Annotated in this window: 8 protein-coding genes; 5 read left to right on the top strand and 3 right to left on the bottom strand. The window is 48.6% G+C overall.

The features are described 5' to 3' along the window. From PHW04_17380 to PHW04_17390, 3 genes are all read left to right on the top strand, one after another. A partial coding sequence (locus PHW04_17380) for an Ig-like domain-containing protein (GenBank protein ID MDD2717664.1) occupies positions 1-3,605 on the top strand: 3,605 nt, incomplete at its 5' end. Positions 3,606-3,818: 213 nt separating this feature from the next. Further along, the gene (locus tag PHW04_17385; protein MDD2717665.1) at positions 3,819-5,600 is read left to right on the top strand and encodes an ABC transporter ATP-binding protein; all 1,782 of its coding nucleotides are present in this window, start codon (positions 3,819-3,821) and stop codon (positions 5,598-5,600) included. Continuing rightward, entirely contained in the window at positions 5,597-7,441 is a 1,845-nt protein-coding gene (locus tag PHW04_17390; GenBank protein ID MDD2717666.1) for an ABC transporter ATP-binding protein, read from the top strand. The genes PHW04_17385 and PHW04_17390 overlap by 4 nt, the downstream gene beginning before the upstream one ends. 9 nt (positions 7,442-7,450) lie before the next feature. Here PHW04_17390 and PHW04_17395 read toward each other — a convergent pair whose 3' ends face one another. Together PHW04_17395 and PHW04_17400 are read right to left on the bottom strand one after the other, a co-directional pair. Next, positions 7,451-9,088 (bottom strand): peptide-binding protein, encoded by a 1,638-nt coding sequence (locus tag PHW04_17395; protein ID MDD2717667.1) that lies wholly within the window; start codon positions 9,086-9,088, stop codon positions 7,451-7,453. Positions 9,089-9,175: 87 nt separating this feature from the next. Next, the gene (locus PHW04_17400; protein ID MDD2717668.1) at positions 9,176-10,741 is read right to left on the bottom strand and encodes a hypothetical protein; all 1,566 of its coding nucleotides are present in this window, start codon (positions 10,739-10,741) and stop codon (positions 9,176-9,178) included. A gap of 132 nt (positions 10,742-10,873) precedes the next feature. Here PHW04_17400 and PHW04_17405 point away from each other — a divergent pair, with 132 nt between their 5' ends. Continuing rightward, positions 10,874-12,136 carry an MFS transporter gene (locus PHW04_17405; GenBank protein MDD2717669.1) on the top strand — a complete coding sequence of 421 codons (1,263 nt, stop codon included), beginning with the start codon at positions 10,874-10,876 and terminating at the stop codon, positions 12,134-12,136. 283 nt (positions 12,137-12,419) lie between these two features. On the opposite strand, the gene PHW04_17410 is transcribed toward PHW04_17405, so the two are convergent. Then, on the bottom strand, positions 12,420-15,329 hold the full coding sequence (locus PHW04_17410) for a discoidin domain-containing protein (protein ID MDD2717670.1): 2,910 nt from the start codon (positions 15,327-15,329) through the stop codon (positions 12,420-12,422). A 170-nt stretch (positions 15,330-15,499) separates the two neighbouring features. Here PHW04_17410 and PHW04_17415 point away from each other — a divergent pair, with 170 nt between their 5' ends. After that, positions 15,500-20,038: a protein kinase gene (locus PHW04_17415; GenBank protein MDD2717671.1), complete on the top strand. Its 4,539-nt coding sequence runs from the start codon at positions 15,500-15,502 to the stop codon at positions 20,036-20,038. Positions 20,039-20,228: the final 190 nt, after the last annotated feature.

Genomic DNA, 20,228 nt, shown 5'->3' on the forward strand with positions numbered 1-20,228 from the left:
AAGTGCATGGAGGAGCTGCAGTCACAGGTGCAGTAGCATACAATGCAGACACTCGTGTCGCGATCTTCACTCCAGGAACCATCCTGACAGGCAGCACTGTCTATGACGTTGCGATCAGCACAGGAGCCAAAGACCTGGCAGGCAATGCAGTGGCCAGTGAAGTCAGCTGGAGCTTTACAACTATCGATACCAGCATACCCTATGTCATTTCCCATGTTCCTGCTGCAGATGCTGTTGACGTGGCTGCCAAATCAGTTATTACAGCCACATTCAGCGAAGCCATGAACGAGACCTCGCTAACCACCCCTGGCACTTTTTTTGTGATCAAAAACCCTTGGTATACAAGCGGTCCAGTTCCAGCCAGACCAATACCCTCAACGGTTGAGGGTTCAGTAACATACAATTCAGAAACCAGGACAGCAACCTTTACTCCTGCAGCAGACATGTCGGGATACACTGATTATGCGGTCACGATCACTACAGCTGCCAAAGATGTGGCAGGCAATGCAATGACCAAAGAAGTCAGCTGGAACTATAAAACCATCGATACCTACCCACCCTATGTTTCTTCCCATGTGCCGGATACTGATGCCACAGACGTCCTGCTGGACTCGGTAATTACAGCCATCTTCGACGAGACGATGGAAGCTGCCTCGATCACTGCATCAGACGCTATTGTCGTGATGCGGAATGCCCCCCTGCCAGGCGGGCCTGCTCAAGGCGATACTGAAACAGGGATCGACGGCACAGTGACTTATGACAATTCCACCAGGACCACAACCTTTACCCCGACTTCCAATCTAACAGCCGGTTATAACTATTCTGTCACCATCACAGGTGCCAAAGACAAAACAGGCAATGCGATGACAGTTCCGGAGACCTGGAGCTTTTCCACAACAGCCGACAATGTCAATCCCACAGTGAACGGCACTACCCCTGCAGCAAGCGCTACTGGCGTTGCACTCGACGCGGCATTCACAGTTGATTTCAGCGAGGCATTGAGAGCTTCTACTATCGTTTCCCCTGCCACAACCCTGACAGTAGTGACGGAATCCGGCGGAACAACTGTTGAAGGTACTGTGACTTACAGTGATGTTGGGACACATACAGCAACCTTTACTCCCACAGCTCCTCTCACGGCCAATACCAGATATAATTTCAGGATCAATGAAGGTGTCAAAGACCTGGCAGGAAATCCATTGAGTATCATAGGAAATTCCTGGGACTTTGCCACAGGCCCTCTGCCTGAAGTGACCTCCACAACTCCTGACGACGGAGCCTTTGGAGTGGCTGAGGGAGTGACCCAGATCAAAGCGTATTTCAGCGAGACAATGGAAGCGTCTTCAATCACCGGAAGTACCTTTTTCGTGAGGATGAACGCTCCGATTCCAGGCGGTCCGGTTCCGGGTAAATATTCATCAGTCAGCGGCACTGTGACTTATGAAGCTGTTACCAGAACAGCTGTCTTCACCCCGGATTCCCCTTTCCTGTATCCTGACGCTCCATATTCTGCGACAATAACCACTGCAGCTGAAGATCCGGCAGGAAACCCTCTGGCCAAAGACTATACCTGGTACTTCACCACAGGGCCTTCGCCCTATGTGACCGTCAAAGTCCCTGCCGACAATTCCACTGAAGTGGCTGTGAATTCTACAGTTCAGGCTGTATTCAATGAAGAAATAGACGAGACGGCAATCAAGGCTGCAGGCGCCTTTACCGTGAAAGCCGGGGATGCTGCAGCAGATGGAACAGTGTCTTTCGATAGCGGAACCCATACTGCGACCTTCACTCCTACGAACAAGCTGGCTGCAAACACCACCTATACTGCGAAAGTCACTACAGCCAAAGATCTGGCAGGAAATCCTCTCACGAGTGAAGTGTCCTGGAGCTTTACAACTGACAGCATAGCGCCTACAGTGATTTCCACTGTCCCAGTTAATAATTCCACTGAGGTCGCTGTAAGTTCGACGATCAAAGCCATCTTCAGCGAAGCTATGGATACTGACTCAATCACAACCTCAGGTACATTTGTGGTGATGATTACAGGTCCAGCCTCAGGAGGTCCGGTTCCTGGAACAACTCCCTACCCCATACCGGTTGACGGTACAGTGACCTGCGATTCAGCTACCAGGACCGCGACTTTTACACCTGCTGCCAGTCTGTCTAAAGGCAAAGTTTATGCAGCCAAGATCAATACAACTGCCAAAGACCTGGCAGGGTATAATTTGGCCGGCAGCGTCACCTGGAGTTTTACAGTTGGAGATACGGTTAAACCCACTGTAACTTCCAGTTCCCCTGAAAATAACGCATATGTACCCTTGGCTACCTGGCCGACAGCCACTTTCAGCGAAGCGATGGACCCGGACACGATCACCTCTGACACCTTTGTCGTGAAGGATTATTCTGATACTCCGCTTCCCTGCACAGTAACATATAATGCGGAAACCAGGACAGCCACCTTAAAGCCAACCGCCGGTTTGAAGCATTACTGGACCTATACTGCCACTGTAACCACCAGCGCCAGGGATCTGGCAGGCAACGGATTGGCAAGTGACTTTGTCTGGCACTTTGTAGGCAATGACACAATCCCGCCAACTGTGAGCGTTACAGACCCTGTCAACAGTTCCACTGAAGTTGCAGTAAGTTCGACGATCAAAGCCATCTTCAGCGAGGCTATGGATGCAGACACGATCACCAACACTGGCACCTTTGTTGTGATGATGACTGGCCCGGCTGCAGGTGGTCCGGTTCCTGGAGTAATTCCATACCCAGTTCAGGTTGATGGTACAGTAACTTATGATGCGGATACCAGGACTGCGACCTTCACACCTGCTGCCAGCCTGACAGGCCGCAAAGTTTATGGAGTCACGATCAGCACTGCTGCCAAGGATCTGGCAGGAAATTCTCTCACGGGTGAAGTGTCCTGGAACTTTACAACAGACACCATAGCTCCTGCCGTGATTTCCACTGCCCCTGGCAACAATTCCACTGAAATTGCTATAAGTTCGACCATTAAAGCGATCTTCAGCGAGGCGATGGACACGTCCTCAGTCACAGCTTCAGGTACTTTTACTTTGACCCTGGACCATGTGCTTCCAGGCGGACCTGTTCCAGGCGGTGGTGGGACAGTTTCGGGCACAGTAACTTACGATTTTGCCACCAGAACCGCAACCTTCACGCCTTCAGCCAACCTGACAGCCAACTCGGTGTATGTTGCCAGAGTCACCACAGCTGCCAAAGACCTGGCAGCAATTCCATTGGCCAGCGAATCAACCTGGACTTTTACAACACAGACAGATGTCACTCCACCAACTGTAAGTTTCACATATTCCGGATACGGTGGCAGGAACCCATTAACCGCGACCTTCAGCGAAGCGATGGATGAATCAACTATCAACGAAACAACCTTTACAGTGGATGAGTTTTCAACTCCAGTTGACGGCGTAGTAACTTACGATGCGGTGAACAAAAAAGCGTACTTTACACCCTCCAGCGATTGGGGATATGGCTGTCATTTCGCCACGATCACCACAGATGTTAAAGATCTGGCAGGTAATTCAATTGAAGCAGTTAGTCCATACCATTTTCATCCTGCGGGTATTTGAGCCATGTGAAGTTAGGAGTGATTGTAGGATAGTAAAACGAAGCAGGCTAATAAGGGATGATATTGTCCTCTTTCATACTGCTTTCTGTAAGCCTTCCAACGGGGTCAGGTTGTGGTCAGGGTAAGACATGATGGCACAACCAGACCCCGATCTTTGTGACCCCGGTCTCTGCATGATTGCAAATCCGGCTCAGGCAAAATAAACTGTCCGTTAATGGACGGTAAAAGCATTCCTTTTTTGAAGCGACTGCTGCCCTATTTCGGCCTGCAGAAAAAGCGGCTGATTCTTTCTTTTATCACAGTGATCGTGATCACCTGCGTGCAGCTCTGCCGCCCCATGATCCTGCGCTACATCATAGACAAGGCCATCCCGCACAAGGATCTCCAGATGGCCTTGAACGCAGGGCTGCTGTTCGTGCTCTGCCTGATTGTAGGAGCAGCTTTCGGATATCTCCAGACCCTGATCCTTTCCAGGGCAGGCATGGAGATCATCAGAGAGCTGAAATCCAGGGTTTTCAGCCATGTGCTCTCCCAGGGCATGAGCTTTTTCGACAAGAATCAGCCTGGCAAGCTTCTCTCACGCACAGAGTCGGATACAGACAAGCTGAAAGACGTATTCACCCAGATGACCATGGCACTGCTGACCACCTCATTCATGCTGATCGGAATCCTGGCCATCATTCTGCGCGAACAGCCTGGTTTCGGGATCTGGCTGGTGATCCTCTCGCCCATACTTTTATTCTGCTTTCATTTCTACCTGGCTTTCATTTTCAAGCAATACACTTTGATCAGGGAAAAGAACGCGGAGCTCACCGGATACATTGCCGAGTATGTCCAGGGCGTGCCTCTGATCCAGCTTTATTCGATCAAACAGGCTGCCTGCAAAATGCTGCTGTTTTATCAGAACGAAAAAGTCAGGCTGGAAATGAAGGCCAATTTCGTGGACACCTGCATTTTCTGGTCAGCATTTTCCTTTATTTCCGAAGTACTGGTCTTCATCTGGCTTTTCATCTACAGCTGCGGAAAAATCTTCCAGAATCAAATGAGCATAGGCACAATGGTGATGTATTTCGAACTGACCCGCCAGTTTTTTTATCCTCTGCTTGGCCTGTTGCAGACATTTTCACAGCTCCAGAGCAGCGTGGCTTCAGGCAACCGGATTTTCGAGCTTTTCGACACCAGGTCTGAGGTGCTTGATAACATTCAGACAGAAGAAAAAGTCAGATTCAGCGGCTCCATAAATTTTGAAAACATTTCATTTTCATATGCCTTGGAACCTGTACTGAAAAATGTCAGTTTCGAAGTAAAAAAAGGCGAACATCTGGCGATCGTGGGAGCCTCAGGCTCAGGCAAAACCACCTGCACCAACCTGCTGCTGCGTTTCTATGATCCACAGTCAGGCCGCATCACTATCGACGGCAGGGACATCAGAAGTTACCGTCTCTCTGACTTGCGCCGCGACATCAGCCTGGTGCTTCAGGAAATCTATCTTTTCCCGGGCACTATCATGGAAAACCTCAAATTCAGCGATACCTCGCTTTCTGACGAGAGAGTCATTGAGGCGGCCAGGCTTCTCGGAGCCCATGAGTTCATCGCCAGGAAGCCAGACGGCTACAACACAGTGTTATCTGAACGGGGAGGGAACCTGTCATTGGGCGAGCGGCAGCTCCTTTCCTTCACCCGGGCTCTGATCAAAGATCCTGAAATCCTGATCCTGGACGAAGCCACCTCTTCTGTGGACGTGATCACAGAGCACAGGCTCCAGGAATCGCTTAAAAAACTGATGGAAGGCCGCACTGCGATCATCATAGCCCACAGATTGTCCACCATCAGAAACGCAGACAAGATCCTGGTTTTTGAAAATGGAGAAATCGTGGAACAGGGTCGTCATGACGATCTGCTGGCCAGAGGCGGAATCTATGACAGGCTGATAAAAATACAGGCTGTAGCCAGTTGCCTGCAGCAGAAAATATTGAGTGCTGAAGGTAGCCCATGATTTTCCAGACTGAGCAAAGCCTAAAAAAGCCTTTTTCGTATTATTTCGGCTGGGTTTGGAAAAATTATCTGCCCCATCTTCCGATGGTCCTGATGATGATGTTTCTCACTGTTCTATCCACTACCGTAAGCGTACTCTATCCAAGGCTTTCCAAATACATTATCGATAAAATGACTGTCAACCTGGGGCTTTATTCGCAGGGAAAAATCGCGATGCCTGACATACTCGCAGAACGCGACAAGACCATCTGCCTGATACTGATACTGGGCCTGGGCCTGATAATATCGCAGGTTTACCCGTATTTCCGCGCCAAAATGAACTTCTTTTTTGAAACTCTGTTCAGGGAAAGATACTTCAAGGTGCTGCTGGAAAAGAACTACCGCTTTTTCCTCAGATACAGGACAGGCGACATAGTCACCAGGCTTACTGATGACATCAAATGCTGGCCGCCTGGCATAGCCTGGTTCATCTGTTCAGGAATTTTCCGGGGATTCAACTCGAGCTGCACGATCTTCTTCTGCTTTGTCAGCATGCTGCTTTTGAACGTCAAGCTCGCCATTCTCTCTGCTTCCACCCTGCCGTTCATGTTCCTGTTCTTCGTCAAGCTCAGGCAGAAAATCGAGGTCCTGTCCAAAAAAAACCAGGAAGCCATCTCCCAGACCAATGATTTCCTGGAATCCGCCTATTCAGGCATCAAGATCGTCAAATCCTTCAATGCCGAAGCCACACAAACCAGAGGTTTCAAAGAGCTGCTGGAAAAAAGAATGGGTATGGAAATGAAGCTGGTGAGGATGGACGGCCTGTTCTCTGTTTACTTCGAGTTCATTAATTACCTGGGCCAGGTCGTAGTGCTCCTCCTGGGCGGAATGATGGCAATCAGGGGGGAAATCACGATCGGTGATTACTATGCCTTTTATACCTATCTGGGGATGATCATCTGGCCCCTGCTGGACCTGCCCAGAATGTTCGTGACAGCCTCCCAGTCTTTCGTGGCCATAGACAGGCTCGAAGAGATGGAAGAATTCGAAGCTGATCATCCCGATTATCAGAGTGGAGATCAGAAAACAGGCGGCATCGAAACTCTGGAATTCAGGAATATCAGCTTCACCTATCCGGCACGGATTCAGGAAAATACGGATGAAACGCAGCCTAAGCCTGAAATCAAATCAAAACCGGGTTTCGGGATGAAACAGATCAGTTTCACACTGCAAAAGGGCGAGAAAGTGGCGATAGTCGGCAAAATCGGTTCGGGAAAGACTACGATTCTGAATCTTGTCTCAGGATTCCTGCTGCAGGACTCAGGCTCAATTCTGATCAACAGCGTACCTCTGACCAGTCTGGACAAAGAGGCATTCAGGCAGAAAATCGGTTATGTGCAGCAGGAACCCAACATTTTCTCTGAAAGCGTGAAAACAAACATCGATTTCTGGAGGGATTACGGGGAAGACTGGATCAGCCATTGCGCTAAAACTGCCCAGCTCGAAGAAGATATTAAAAAATTCCCGGCAGGCTATGCTGAAAAAATCGGGCAGCGCGGCATCACGCTTTCCGGCGGACAGCGCCAACGCATTTCCATTGCCAGAGCCCTGGCTGGAAAGCCTGAGCTTTTCCTGATGGATGACGTCACCTCTAGTCTTGATGCGGAAAATGAGCAGAATTTCTGGCAGGAAGTGGAGGGCGAATTTCCTGGAATCACGTCCCTGATAGTCACTCACAGGCTTTCCACTGCCCAGAAAGCCGACAGGATCATAGTGCTGGCCGACGGCCGCATCGAAGCCATCGGCACCCATGCCGAACTGATCGATAAAAGCGCTACTTACAGGGAACTGATCAGCAAGTGAAAACCTGGATTATTTATACTTCTGCAATCCCTCAGGCACGTACCAGTATGGGAAATTGTAGAAAATGCCGGCATTAGCGGGTTTTATGCCGTGGAAGCGTTTGCTTACCGCATAGATGAAATCAGTGGTATAGAGAAAAACATAAGGCTGATCTTCATGGATGATGGCCTGCATCTTGAAATAGATTTCCTTCAGTTTTTCCCTGTCAAATGTGCTGCGGCTCAGTTCGCACAATCTGTCGATTTCAGGGTTGCGGTAGGAAATCACATTGGCACCCGAATATCCGTTCTTTTCATCCGGTATCTGCGAAGAATGCCATAATCCGAAGGGATCGTACAGCGCGCTGCTCTGCTGCCAGCACATGATCGTGGCCTGGAATTTATGATGAGTCAATTGTTCTACAAATTTCCCCCAGTCCAGCAGCTGGCTCTTCACATTAATCCCTATGGCTTTCCAGGAATCCCTGATGATGTCAGCCAGGAGCTTGTCGCCTTTGGAGGTGCTGAATTCCAGAGTGAATTTCTCTCCATTCCGCTCCAGGATTCCGTCCTGATCCATGTCTTTCCATCCGGCATCTGAGAGGATTTTTTTGGCCTGTTCAGGGTCATAGGGATATTGGGGAACCGAGCTGTCGAACGCCCAGCATGTCGGAAGAACGTCAGTGGCAACTGTCTTTCCGAAGCCATAGTACACATTGTCGATTATGCTCTGCCTGTTGATGGCGATTGTGAGAGCCCTGCGGATATTCCTGTCTTTCAGTATCGGATCATCCAGGTTGAAAGCGACTGCGCCTGAAACATATGACGGACAGGTGTATATGTTGAACTTGTCGTGGAATTCCTTGGAATTGGCTTGTTTTGTATAGTAGTCGGGATTGAGCAGCATCAGATCCAGTTCGCCTCTCAACAGGGAAAGAAGGGATGCTGAGGTGTCAGGAATGATTTTGAAGATCACCCGATTCAGATACGGCCTTTCACCGAAATAATCCTGATTTGCAGCCAGAACTACCTGTTCGCCCTGCTTGTATTCGAAAAATTTGAACGGGCCTGTTCCGATGGGGTGCTTGCTGTATTCGGAAGTCGCCAGATTTTCCCGCTCAAAAATATGCTTCGGTATTATCCCGGTGCTGGTGATCACCGGGAGATCAGGGGTAGGCTTTTTCATCAGTATGCTCACTTCGTAAGTGTTGATGATTTCGACTGTGCTTGCATCCACAAAAAAACATTGCAGATTGCTTCCGACCACAGGATCCATGATCTTTTCAAAAGTGAATCTGACATCCTCTGCTGTAAAGTTCACTCCGTCGTGCCATTTCACGTTTTTTTTCAGGTAATAGGTGATCCTTTTGTTGTCTCTGGAAACTTCCCAAGAATCAGCCAGGCAGGGAGACAATGTCAGATCAGCATTGACCTGGGTCAGGGATTCGAAAATCAGACCCAGGATTTCGGAATCAGCGGCAGAATTCACAAACAAAGGATTGAATGTCTCGGGATTGACTCTGCACTGCTGAACAAGCGTGTCTCCATACGACGGTGACAGTGAAACTTCGCTGGTTGGTTTGAGCAGTTTGACAGCATCCTCGGCATGATTCTGAAATACGGGAAGCAGCAGGCAGATAAGCAGCAGTTTCAGGCCAAAGTATTTCATTTTACCTCCAACATTTCCAAACGATGAAAATTTGGCAGACTAATTAATTGTATCATGTTGACCAGTGATATTTTAAAAAGCGGCCTGTCAATAAGAAAAGGTATACTGATCCTCGCCTGAAGACAGGTCATAGAAGAAGGGGACTGTCTCATTGGCGATCTTGACTGAATAAGACACCCAGCCTGTCAGCAGGTCTTTCATGATCCGCTCCATCAGCCCGCCCTTCAGAAGCTCCTGCAAAGCTTCAGAGGCGATTTCAGAGCCCACGGTTTTCAGAAAATCCTTCAGTATATTGCAAATTGTGCCTGATCCTGACTGGTAGATGAAATCAGTGAGCGCCTGCAGCTTCTGCTCAGCGGAAAGCTCGCTGTCTTTCAATGCAGAGCTGAGTTTTCTGAATGCCGGGTCATTGAACAGGCGGTTGGCTACATTGAAGATTTTATAAGCCACATCCTTCTTTTCAGCCATCCGTTTGCAGATGTCGATTTGCGCCACCACATCCAGAAGCACGAGAACCGCTTTCGCGGAATTGAAATAAATATCTTTTTCCACAATGATTTTCCCTGAAACAGCGTTTTCTTCAAATACTGTGTCTGAAACTATGGGTTTTGAAACAAGGCTTAAATCCCAGGTCCAGAGATTATTGATCACGTCCGCGACAGTAGTCCACCTGAACCACTTGTATTTCCCGGTCAGAAACATCCATGTGCCGCTGAATGGATTTCCTTCCTTGAAAATAGCGCTGCCGTCTTCAGATCTGGCTTTGTAATAAATGAATGTGTCATTGGAGAAGCTTCCTTTATCTGTGCCTGTCTTTTTGAATGTCACGCTGCCCTGGCTGCGCTGCTCTGACTGGATGTTAAGAAACTTGAAAAAGCGCTCTGCTGTTTCCCCTGCCTTGCGGTAAATTGCCTCCTGTGAAGGATTGAGCGGCAATTCTCCGGCATTTGCGGTTTTTGAGATCAGCTCCACAAGTTCACTGTATTCCGGATAGGAGCGCATTTCCAGCAGGGCCTGCTGCTTGGCGGCTTCATCCGCTTCCCAGAAGAGAGGAGATGCGAAGAGGATGGCTTTCGCAGTGCTGTCAGGGCCGAGAGTTATCCTGGCTTCCAGTCTCTCCCTGACTGTCTCAGTACCCCTGAAATGGATGAAAACAGGATCAATGGATCTGCGACAGGAGGCGATGATGTTTCCGGATTTGGCATCGAATCTGCCGCAGCTGTCGGACCTTTGCAGTCCACGGCCTGAGACATATATCTGTATGTCGCGGTCATTTCCTGTTGCAGGATCAAGCCGTATCTCATAGCCTGCCTCCGGCTGCCTGGGATGAGTATCTGAGAGTGCCTGCTCAATTTCATTGATTGCTTCCTTGGCCTGGATCACCCTGTTCCCTGATAAATCATTCACAACCTCAAGCAGTTTCAGGCTGGAATCCGATATCTGTGCGTAACGGTTTTGCGGTAGAAAAGAAGGGCTCTCTGAAATCTCGCTGATCAATCCATGAATGAAATCCCTGGCCTGCAGGTTCTGCTCGGTTGCTCCCTGCAGACTGCTTTCGACTCTAGTCAGGATTTGAATCAGAGTTTCTGAGGCCGCTGCATTAGAGCATGCAGTCAGCAGAATGAAAAGTACCCCTGTAGTAATAATTCTCATATACTTCCCCCACTTATACCTGATTTAATTATGCCCGGAAATCAGGTTTAATCAAGATTTTTTCCAAAAATGCGTTTATTTGCTGTAAAATTACAATGCACTCTGGCAAAATATACTGTCTGCAGGGAATTAATGAACAGGCTTTTCAATAAAAACTTTTACCTGCTCTGGCAGGGTCAGCTGATCTCCCAGATCGGCAATCAGGCTTTTGAGATTGCCCTGCTCTTCTGGATCAAGCACGCTACAGGCAGTGCGACTCTGATGGGACTGATCATGATGGCTTCCACTCTGCCGTCTGTTCTGCTCGGGCCTGTAGGAGGCACATTCGCTGACCTCCATTCCAGGAAAAGGATTCTGGTGATCAGCGACCTGATCTGCGGAACGATCCTGTTTCTGATGACTGCTGCGCTTTTCCTCTGGCAATCGAATACTAATCTGATCATCTGCTGCCTTTTCACGACCTCTGTCTTCATCTCCACTGTCAATTCTTTTTTCAAGCCTGCCATCTCGGCTTCTATTCCGGATCTGGTTCCGCTGGATAAAATTGCGGCAGCCAATTCGCTCAACGAGTCTTCTGTGCAGATTTCCACTTTCATCGGCCAGGGACTTGGCGGAGTTCTCTTCCGCCTGCTGGGTCCTGTGACACTGTTCCTGGCTGACGGGATTTCATTTTTCCTTGCTGCATTCTCAGAATCGCTGATCACAATTCCCCAGGTAATCCCTGAGAAGAAAACCGGATTTTCAGAAATTTTCCGGCATTTCAAACTGGAGACAATCGAGGGCTTCCGTTATGTCTGGCAGAGGAAGGGGATCAGAAATCTCTTCGTGATCGCGGCTTTTTTGAATTTTTTCATGATTCCTGTAATCACGCTGCTGCCCTTTTACATCGAGGATGTGCTCAAAGCTACCACAGACTGGTATGGGTATCTGCTGGCAGGTTTCGGGTTCGGAGCATTGATTGGTTATACTTTCGCCGGGACTGTCAGGGTTTCCGGTAAAGTCAGATCAATAATCGTCCCGATTTTAATCGTAGTAAATTCAGCGGCCATGGGTCTGCTGGCGCTGCTGTCTTCTCCGATTCAAGCTATGCTTTTAATGTTTTTGGCAGGCATCATGAATGGCTTTATCAATATCAGCATCATCACAATCCTGCAGCTTACCACAGCGAGCGAAATCAGAGGCCGTGTCTTTGGCCTGCTTGGAACCATCTGCTCAGGCATCACCCCGATCGCCATGGGTCTTGCCGGAGTGGTAGCCGACCTTCTGAATAAAAATATACCTGCTATCTATATTTTCTGCGGCAGTGCAGGAGCGATTTTATCGCTGCTCGTGGGTCTGGACCGCGCCACCAGGGAATTCCTGGCTTATGAGCCGGAGAAGCCTAGGCAGCATTAAACTCAGTTGAGCTAACTTTATCCATAAATAACTTTGCAGGTAGACGGAGACTTGTTCCTGATGAGGAGTTCAAAGGCGTCCCGAAGCCTTGGGCTTCAGGATGAGAGGCTCTAACAGCAGTAGCTGAAGAGCCTCTAAATCGCTGTCGGCCTTGCCAATGGCAGAATCCCATCTAAGCCTGCAGATAAGTGAAGTCCTGCTTACCGGGTTTTCGGCAAGCAGGACGAAACGACCTCAGCAGGAATAAGTCTCCGTCTACCAAAATGTTCAAAACATCCAGATGTCAATTGAACTTATCCATTCCTATTTCCTTCTTTACCGGCAGTTCATTAAAAGTGAAATCCCTGTTTTCAGACCCGGCCGGCAGCCTCAGAATGAAACCCTTTGGCGGTTTTGCAGTTCCGTCTACTGAGAATGCAATGCCATGCTTCGTCTTTTTGATTGTATAACTGATCGTTCCATAGTTGGTGGGAAGCTCCTTGACTGTAACGCCTTTTTTCAGCCAGGCTGGGTCGATTCCAGCGCAGAGGATCAGGCTGTCGTTCGATTCATAGGCCAGCATGTTCCTGACTGCATCTATGTATCCTGAGCCGACCCAGGTGTGGGGCATGTCACCCAGATACGACGGTGTGCGGGGATCAGCATAGACCACCTCGGCGAAGTGATTCCAGCCATAAGGCCTGGTGGAGTCGCTGGTGAAATGCCTGAGCATGGTGAGTGCCCTCTGACGCTGTCCCATCCAGACAAAAGCATTGGCAGAGCGGACTTCATAAGGAGTGAAAGTCCTTCTGTGCTTTGCATCCAGGCCTTTGCTGAACTCTTCGTAGTAACGGTTAAACGTGTTTGTCAGATTGGGTCTGGGCAGATTCTCCAGTTCACCGCCAGCCACGATGGCTATGGCTGTGGAAGTGGAGTCAAAGTCGCCTTTTTCAGTGCATCCGGGAATATAGTCGATCTTCCTGTCAGTAATCACGCGCTGGATCGACGCATAGATGCACTTTTGAAAATCAGCGGATTCAGTCCTCAGCCAGGCGGAGTTTTCGGAGTCAGAGAGGAGATCTGCCAGATAGATGCAGTCCTTGAAGCCGCGCAGCACGAAGAAATCATCCCAAAAGCTGTGCATTCCGGGGAAATATCCTTCATGGCTGTTTGAGCCGGGTAGAATTCCGTAATTGGCAGCTTTGGCCGGATCGGTTTTCACGTCTTCAGTCATGCCGGCATGGCGCAGGCCGCTCGCGAATCTCAGGGCCTGAATCGTCCTGGGATACACCTTTTTCAGATAATCCATGTCCCCTGAGTAATCATAATAATTCCTGACTGCATATGGATATTCCCCCTGACTGTCCAGTTCCTTGCCTTCAGGGGAACCATTGTTTTCAAAGGCTGCCGCTCTGCCTGTCTCAAAGATCAGGAACGGGACATAGCCATTGTCCCATGTTTTGGCTGTGATGGCTTCCAGCCAGTCGCGCACTTGATCTACAAGGCCGAACTGCATCAGGGACGTGCTGATCTGCGCGCTGTCCCTGGTCCAGGAGTGGGAATAATTGCGGGGGCCTGGCATGATCCAGGGCCCGTCCTTAGTGAGCAGGATATAGGCAAGATTCGATCTCAGCACATCTGTCAGGCGTTTTTCCGGGATTTCAATGTAAACTCTGTTCACAAGTTCAGTCCATCTTTTAGTTTCAGAAGCAATGGTTTTTTCAAACGAAAAACCTGTCAGACTTGCCGAATTGAATCCGCCTTCCATGGGATAGATCACAATGATATCCTTGCGCTCCCCTGGCTTCAGATTCAGTCTGTAAACCGCTGCGGCAGAAACAGTACCCTGGCTGTTCTTCGCTGTGATGGAGTCAGGCAGGGTGCCTTTGCTGATGCAATCGATAATATCGTTCGGGTCGAGTTCCAGTGCACCCATCTTCGCAGGATCGGTCAGGGAAATCACACCCGGCTGTCCGTTGATGCGGATGATGGAACTGCCCTTTGCACGGATGCATTCGCAGGTTTTGATCGGCGTGAATCCGCCGTGCTGCCAGGAAGGATTCATCTGCAGAGGCCTGACAGCCAACGCAAATTCACCAATGAAATCATCTTTTTTACGGTTGTAAAACGAATATCTGACTGCACTGAACGATTTTCCGATAGTTCCTGTGCCGACAGCAGTGATTTTCAGCAGAAAATCTGGATTTTCCCATTTTACGGTCGGGATTGGTAAATAATTTTTTTCAAGACTTTGGTTGAGTCTGCAGTCATTGTATGTGTAAAGCTTCTTCCCTCCGCGAACGAACGGCATGACGCTGAATGCATTTTTGAATGGTTCGACTGCGCCTGTCTCAGTCAGCATGCCTTCTTCACGGTCACCGGGAATCCCTACCACAGTCCAGAATTCCTGTTTTCTGGAGAGCCACATGGGAAAGTATCCGGCAGGCGAATCCTTGGCCAGGGTCTGATAAGTCTTCAGCAGATCTACTTTTTCCTCGGAGCTTTTTAGTTCAAAGCTTTTGAATTCAAAGCCAGATCCTTCGCACTTGATCCTCAGAGCCTTGACCTCGATTGAATCAAAGTAATCCCAGTTTTCCACCCTTCCCCTGGCGGTTTTGAAAAGCTCTTTCCAGGTGTTCATGTCTGAAGACCCTTCAAGGGAGTAATTTCTGGGGGATTTATCGCCCCACACATGGACCAGGCCGCCCAACAGCATGGGTCTGGGAAGAATGATTTCCACCTGCGCTCCGTCGGATGATTTCTTTACTTCCGGAGGATTGCCTTCGAGAAAATTGATTTCCCAGATCGAGAATGACCAGCCTGTACCCCTGGTGAGCAGATTCAGCTTTACAGACGAAGCAACAACTGGTTCGAAATATATAATGTCGGTATTGCCATCACCAGCACTTGTGGCATAGACTTTCTTCCACTCACCTGAAGAAATTTTTGCCAGTACCTCATATTTATCTCCAAAGGCGTATTCCCATTTAACTTCCAGCCCGCAGAGGTTCCTGGGAGCATCGAAATCAGCCTGCCACCACTGGTTATCTTCGGATGCGCTGGCCCAGCGTGTTTTCATGTCCCCGTCCACAGCAAAATTCGCAGGCATTACATCTACTCCGGATGAAGATGTGACTGTAATCCCGCCTGACGCCCAGGCGTTGCAGTTTAAAAATGATAAAAACAGAAATAGGATCAATCCTCTCCAGAACATGCTCCCTCCTCGGGTTCCTACAGAATATTTTTCGCACTGTTTCACAATGAGTTTAACAGAAAACGCATCTTTTTCCAAAGCCGGCGCACGCGGCACTCTAAAAAAAACACTGGTGGAAGAAACCTTTTGAGGATTTTGACAAGTGCCAGTTTTCCTGTGAGAATTTTGTCATGCCTTTGAATACAGACGAAATAATCAGCGGACAGCAAGTTTCCCATTACAGGATAATCGACCGTCTCGGTGAGGGCGGCATGGGAGCCGTATTCCGGGCGACAGATGAAAAAACAGGGCAGACTGTGGCCCTGAAAGTCATGTCCGGATCAATCACCCAGGAAAGCCGCGAGCGGTTTCTGAGGGAAGCGAAAAGCCTGGCCGGGCTCAATCATCCGGGAGTGGTCGGAATTCTTGGTTATGGTGAATATGAAGGATCTCCTTATTTTGTAATGGAATACACCGACGGACAGACTCTCGACGCCTTCCTCAAAAAATCCAGGATCATTGCTTCAGGAAAGCATGATCTCAATGAACTGATCGAAAACGGATATTTGTCGGAGTCAGATTCCAGCCTACCGTATTTTCTAAGAGACCCGCTCCAGAATCCCCTGGAAAATCCCGATCATCAGGCTCAGGTGAATGCCCTGGTAGCCACTGTGGCTGATACGCTTTTTGATTTGCATGGAATCGGGATAGTGCATCGCGACCTGAAACCGTCCAATATTTTCATCTGCCGCACTGGAGCAGTTAAATTACTGGATTTTGGTCTGGCCAAAAGAGACCTGGATATTGAAGTCACCAAAACCGGACAGATTGTGGGTTCCCTGAATTACATGGCACCAGAGCAATTCATGGGCAAGAAGGGGAAAATCACACCACTGACAGATTTATTTAGCCTGGGAGTTGTCTATTATGAACTTTCAACCCTGGTGAGACCCGTAGATGAGGATGACATTCCTTCCATTATCAGAAAAATCACTCTGGAGCCTGCTTGTGATCCCACTCTTCATAACCCGCATCTTTCTGCCTGGGTCAGGAAAATCCTTCTCAGATGCCTGGAAAGGGAACCTACCAGGAGATTTACAGACTGCAGGGAGCTGGCAGATAAGATACGTTTCTGCGGAGGCAGGAGGCCTTTTTTCGGAGAAATCATGAAATTCCTCCAGAACTTCAGTTGGGACAGCAGAAGGCCGGAACCGGAAAAGACCGGTGAACTCGATCCGCTGCAGATCGATGCAACAGAATCCAGGCTGGTCGTTTTGATGAACATTGTCTTCAGAGGCTTTAATGTGTCAGGAATGAATTCGGATCAGGCTGAAACTTCCGACATCCTTGACGAACTGTTTTCCAGATTGAAAATTATAATTAAGGAAGAGAGAGGCACAGTTCTCAACCTTGCCGAGGATTCCCTGAGAGTTGTCTTCGGGATCTCATCCTGCAGCGACAGGGAACCTGTTCTGGCCTGCGATTGCGCGTTGCGCCTGCAATGTCTGATCAGCGAGTTCTGTGAGCGGATGAATGAAAGTTCAGGCGAAACAGGCTTTCGGATCGCAATCAATTGCGGGCTGGTGGAAGTGAGCGGAATGGACGGCAGGTCGGAAATTCGCGGAGTCCTTGTTTCTCAAACCCTGGAAATGGCAGAATTGAAGACTGACGGGAAAATTGTGATCACTTCAAACCTGAGAAAGCTCCTGAAAGGCAGATATCAGCTGGTGGATCACGAAACCCTGGATTTTGAAGGATCGAAGCTGCAGACATATCTCCTGGCAGGTGAATCCAAAGCCACTCGCAGGAAGATACTGGGAGTTGAGACTGCTCTATTCGGTCGTGCCGCCGAACTGGGAAAATGCCTCGCTTGTTTCGCAAAGACCGAAGAAGACAGAATCCCGCAGATGATGCTTCTGGAAGGCCCCCCCGGCATCGGCAAAACCAGGATTGCCGAAGAGTTCGCCGGTTACTGCAATGGGCTTGACAGAAGGGTGAATCTGGTCAGAGTCAATTTCAGGCCTTCAGTTAATCCTGATTTTTTTCTGATCAAAGTGCTGATTACCAGGAATCTGGATCTCAGCGATGAAAGAAGACTGGCAGAATTCCATGAGCGCCATCTGAAAAAGCAAGGCAGTGAAACAGGAAGCGAATCTTTAGGATTGGCTGCATATCTTGCCGGAATCGGCTCTGAAGGAGATTTCATCAGGAATCTGAGAAAGTCTCCTCAGTTGTTTTTACAATCAGTTCTTAAATTCTCAGAGGATCTTCTGACCTTGCTTTCGTTTGACAGTCCTTATGTATTCCTGCTGGAAGATCTGCAGTGGGCAGATGAGGGTTCCATCCAGCTGCTGAATCACCTGCTGCGCTGGACTCTTGGAAAGCTTATGTTCCTATGCACAGCCAGGCCTGACTGGCAGACCTCTGCCAATACATTTTCACAGACTCGATTGACAACCCTGCTGATCCAGCCCTTAAAACAGGAGGATATCAGGAAGTTTCTCTACAATATTCTGGGACGGGAGGAAACCTCCACAGATCCGGTCCTGGTTTCAGACCAGCTGGTTTCAATGATCGAGGATACGGCCGGTGGAAGTCCTTTGTTCATCGAAGAAATTTTAATTTCGCTTTCAGAAACAGGTGTTTTAAGGAGGTCTGCCGGTCTGGAAATTGACATTTCCCGGCTGGAAAATTACACAATTCCGGAGTCATTGGGTCTGGTGCTGCAGTCGCGTCTGGAAGGCATCAGCAAGGAGAATCTGGAAATACTGAAAAACGGCTCAATCACAGATATGCAGTTTATTCCGGAACTTGTCTCTCACTTATGCGGAAAGATCGATCTAGCCGAAAATATCAAAGCTTTTATTCAGAGAGGCTTTCTGCTGCCTTCTCCAGAACAGGATATTCTTGGTTACAGGTATTACTCATTCAGCCATGTCCATCTCCGGGATGCCGCATTGGGGAGACTGACTAAAGCGCAGATAATAAAGCTGCACGGATCGGTTGCTGAATGGCTGCTGAACTTCGCTGCTGCCAGAGAGCACGAATCTGATCTTAATCCACGGCTTTATAATCATTTTCTGCAAGCTGAAAATTACAGGGAAGCCTTTGAATTTGGTTTTCTGACAGTAAAGCAGCTGATGAGATTTTTCCTGATCATGGATGCTCTTCCCTATTTCAGAACCATAGAACCTCTTCTTTCAAAAGACCCAAGTTTAGCATGTGACGAAAAAATGACTGAATTCCTTGGGTTATACTCTGACGCACTGACTGCGAGTGGAGAAAACAAAAACTGTCTGGGTGTCCTCGAGCGATATCTTCCTGAGTTTGCAGATCTGCCTTCTGCCTGGATTGAACTGAATCTGAAAAAAATGCACTCTCTGGAACTTCTGTCTGAACTCGAATCATGGGAGAGAACAATCCTGGAATGCGAAGAAAAGCTTCCGAAAGTACAGCTCGAATCTCTAAGAAATCAATTGCGTCTGTTGCTGCTTCTCCAGCGCAGCCAGCTCAATTTTCAGCGCGGAGAACTTTCAGAGGCCTTAAAATATTTAATGACCCTAGTTGAATCACTTGACAATACCAAACCTGTAACGCTGCTCGCAGAAGCTTTGAAAAAAATCGGAGGTATACACTACTATCGTAGTGAAGATGAAGAATCACTTTCTTTTTACCGGAAATCAGCTGAACAGTTTTATCTTCTTTACGATACCCATGGGGCATCCCAGGTTGAATTCAATATCGGCAATATTCAGTTGGCAAGGAAAAATTATCCTGAAGCAAAACATAGATTTGAAGAATTCCTGAAATATAATCTTTCAATTGGTGACCGGCAGGGCGCATCAATCGGATATAACAACCTTTCCTTACTATATACTGAAATGAGCGATTACACTAATGCCCTTGAGAGTGCTTTCTCCGCCCTGGATTTATCACGCAATGCAGGTTATAAGACTGGTTTGGCTCGTGCACTGCAAAGCCTTGGCGAGATTTACTGCGAGCTGGGTGATTTCGATTCCGCAGGATTCAGGCTTAAGGAAGCCCTGATGCTGATCTCAGAAACCGGCAATGAGCTGAGACTAGCTCATTGTTTCAGTATTCTGGGGAAATTCCATCATTCCAAGGGTGAACTAGTGGAATCTTCTGCAATGTATAACCTGGCTGCTGAAAAAAATGATAAATCGGGGTGTCATCAGGGCAAAGTCAATTCTCTCATTTTATCGGGAAGAGAGGAAATCTTTCAAAACAACTGGGAAATAGCCAAAAGCCGACTGGAAGAAGCTTTAAACATCAGTGTTAAGATGCAATATCGGGAAAGTGTTGCCTGGGCTACCTGCTGGCTGGCCGAGGTCGAGCTGAATCAAGGCAATCCTGAGAGTGCGCTGGAAAAAGTCAGGTCCGCGGAGAAAATGATTGGCAGCAGCAGCCCGGAACTCCTGGCGTTCTGCCTGTATGAGCAAGCTAAAGCCCATCTTGCTGTCCAGAAACCGGACGCAGTTGCGGCCCTCCGCTGCTGCGAGGAAGCGCTGCTGATTTCAAGGGAAAATAAAGATGAACAGAGCGAAGCCGCCGCAAAGCTTGCTCTGGCTGAGGTTCTGGTGTTTGAGGGAAAACTTGAGGGAGCGCTAAGCACTGCTTTAGAGGCAGAGCAGACTTTCCGCAGTCTGTTCAGAATGGCGGAAGCTGCCAGAGCTGCAAAAATAGCCCAATCCATCAGGAACAAACTTTAGCACTGGAAAGCTGTATGAAGAAATGACAGGTACAGGTTTAGACAGGAATTGATCCCATTGCCGTATTCAACCAACCTGCTGTGCCTCAGACCAGCATCTAATTATGATATAATCTCTCCATGATCAAGTGCAGTAAATGCCAATTTTCCTGCCCTGACGGCTCCAAGTTCTGCCTGGAGTGCGGAGTTCG

This window comes from Candidatus Wallbacteria bacterium (assembly GCA_028687545.1).
In the GTDB taxonomy this organism is placed as follows: Bacteria; Muiribacteriota; JAQTZZ01; order JAQTZZ01; family JAQTZZ01; genus JAQTZZ01.

Bases quoted from the DNA above. Each gene is read 5' to 3' on its own strand.
- PHW04_17410 (MDD2717670.1), bottom strand. From the start codon at position 15,329: ATGTTCTGGAGAGGATTGATCCTATTTCTGTTTTTATCATTTTTAAAC.
- PHW04_17395 (MDD2717667.1), bottom strand. From the start codon at position 9,088: ATGAAATACTTTGGCCTGAAACTGCTGCTTATCTGCCTGCTGCTTCCC.
- PHW04_17400 (MDD2717668.1), bottom strand. From the start codon at position 10,741: ATGAGAATTATTACTACAGGGGTACTTTTCATTCTGCTGACTGCATGC.
- PHW04_17385 (MDD2717665.1), top strand. From the start codon at position 3,819: ATGGACGGTAAAAGCATTCCTTTTTTGAAGCGACTGCTGCCCTATTTC.
- PHW04_17405 (MDD2717669.1), top strand. From the start codon at position 10,874: ATGAACAGGCTTTTCAATAAAAACTTTTACCTGCTCTGGCAGGGTCAG.
- PHW04_17390 (MDD2717666.1), top strand. From the start codon at position 5,597: ATGATTTTCCAGACTGAGCAAAGCCTAAAAAAGCCTTTTTCGTATTAT.
- PHW04_17415 (MDD2717671.1), top strand. From the start codon at position 15,500: ATGCCTTTGAATACAGACGAAATAATCAGCGGACAGCAAGTTTCCCAT.